Below are 433 nucleotides of genomic sequence, written 5' to 3' on the forward strand. Positions count from 1 at the left end.
TAGCCCGCGCGGGTATCTCTATCAGATCGCGATGAATTTCGCACGGATGCGCACGCGCGGCGAAAAGCGGCGGCTGACGCATGTCGATGTCGAGGCGGTCATGGAGGCGATCGACGATCAGCCCGGCCCCGCGGAAATCGCGGAGGCACATTCCGACATGCGGTTGCACGAGAGCGTGCTGGCGGAGATGCCGTCACGGCGGCGCGCCATTTTCATCGCTGCGTGGCTCGACAATATTCCGCATCGCGATATCGCCGCGCGCTTCGGCCTTTCGCTCCGGATGATCCAAATCGAGCTGAAACATGCGAGTGAACAGGTGACAGAGCGCTTCGGAAAAGCGCAGCTTATCGATTTCGCTTCTCGCCGCGATCGATCATCATGAAGGTGAGGAGAACAGATATTGAGCGCTACCGGTGGCGACGGACGGTGAAAC

1 protein-coding gene is annotated in these 433 nt (G+C 60.3%); it reads left to right on the forward strand.

Translation table 11 applies throughout. The features are described from left to right. Positions 1-382 (forward strand): RNA polymerase sigma factor (locus tag OWC48_RS46785; RefSeq protein ID WP_282526036.1); only part of this gene is annotated, 382 nt, incomplete at its 5' end. Positions 383-433 lie beyond the last annotated feature (51 nt).

This window comes from Bradyrhizobium sp. Arg816 (genome assembly GCF_029989365.1).
Classification (GTDB): domain Bacteria; phylum Pseudomonadota; class Alphaproteobacteria; order Rhizobiales; family Xanthobacteraceae; genus Bradyrhizobium.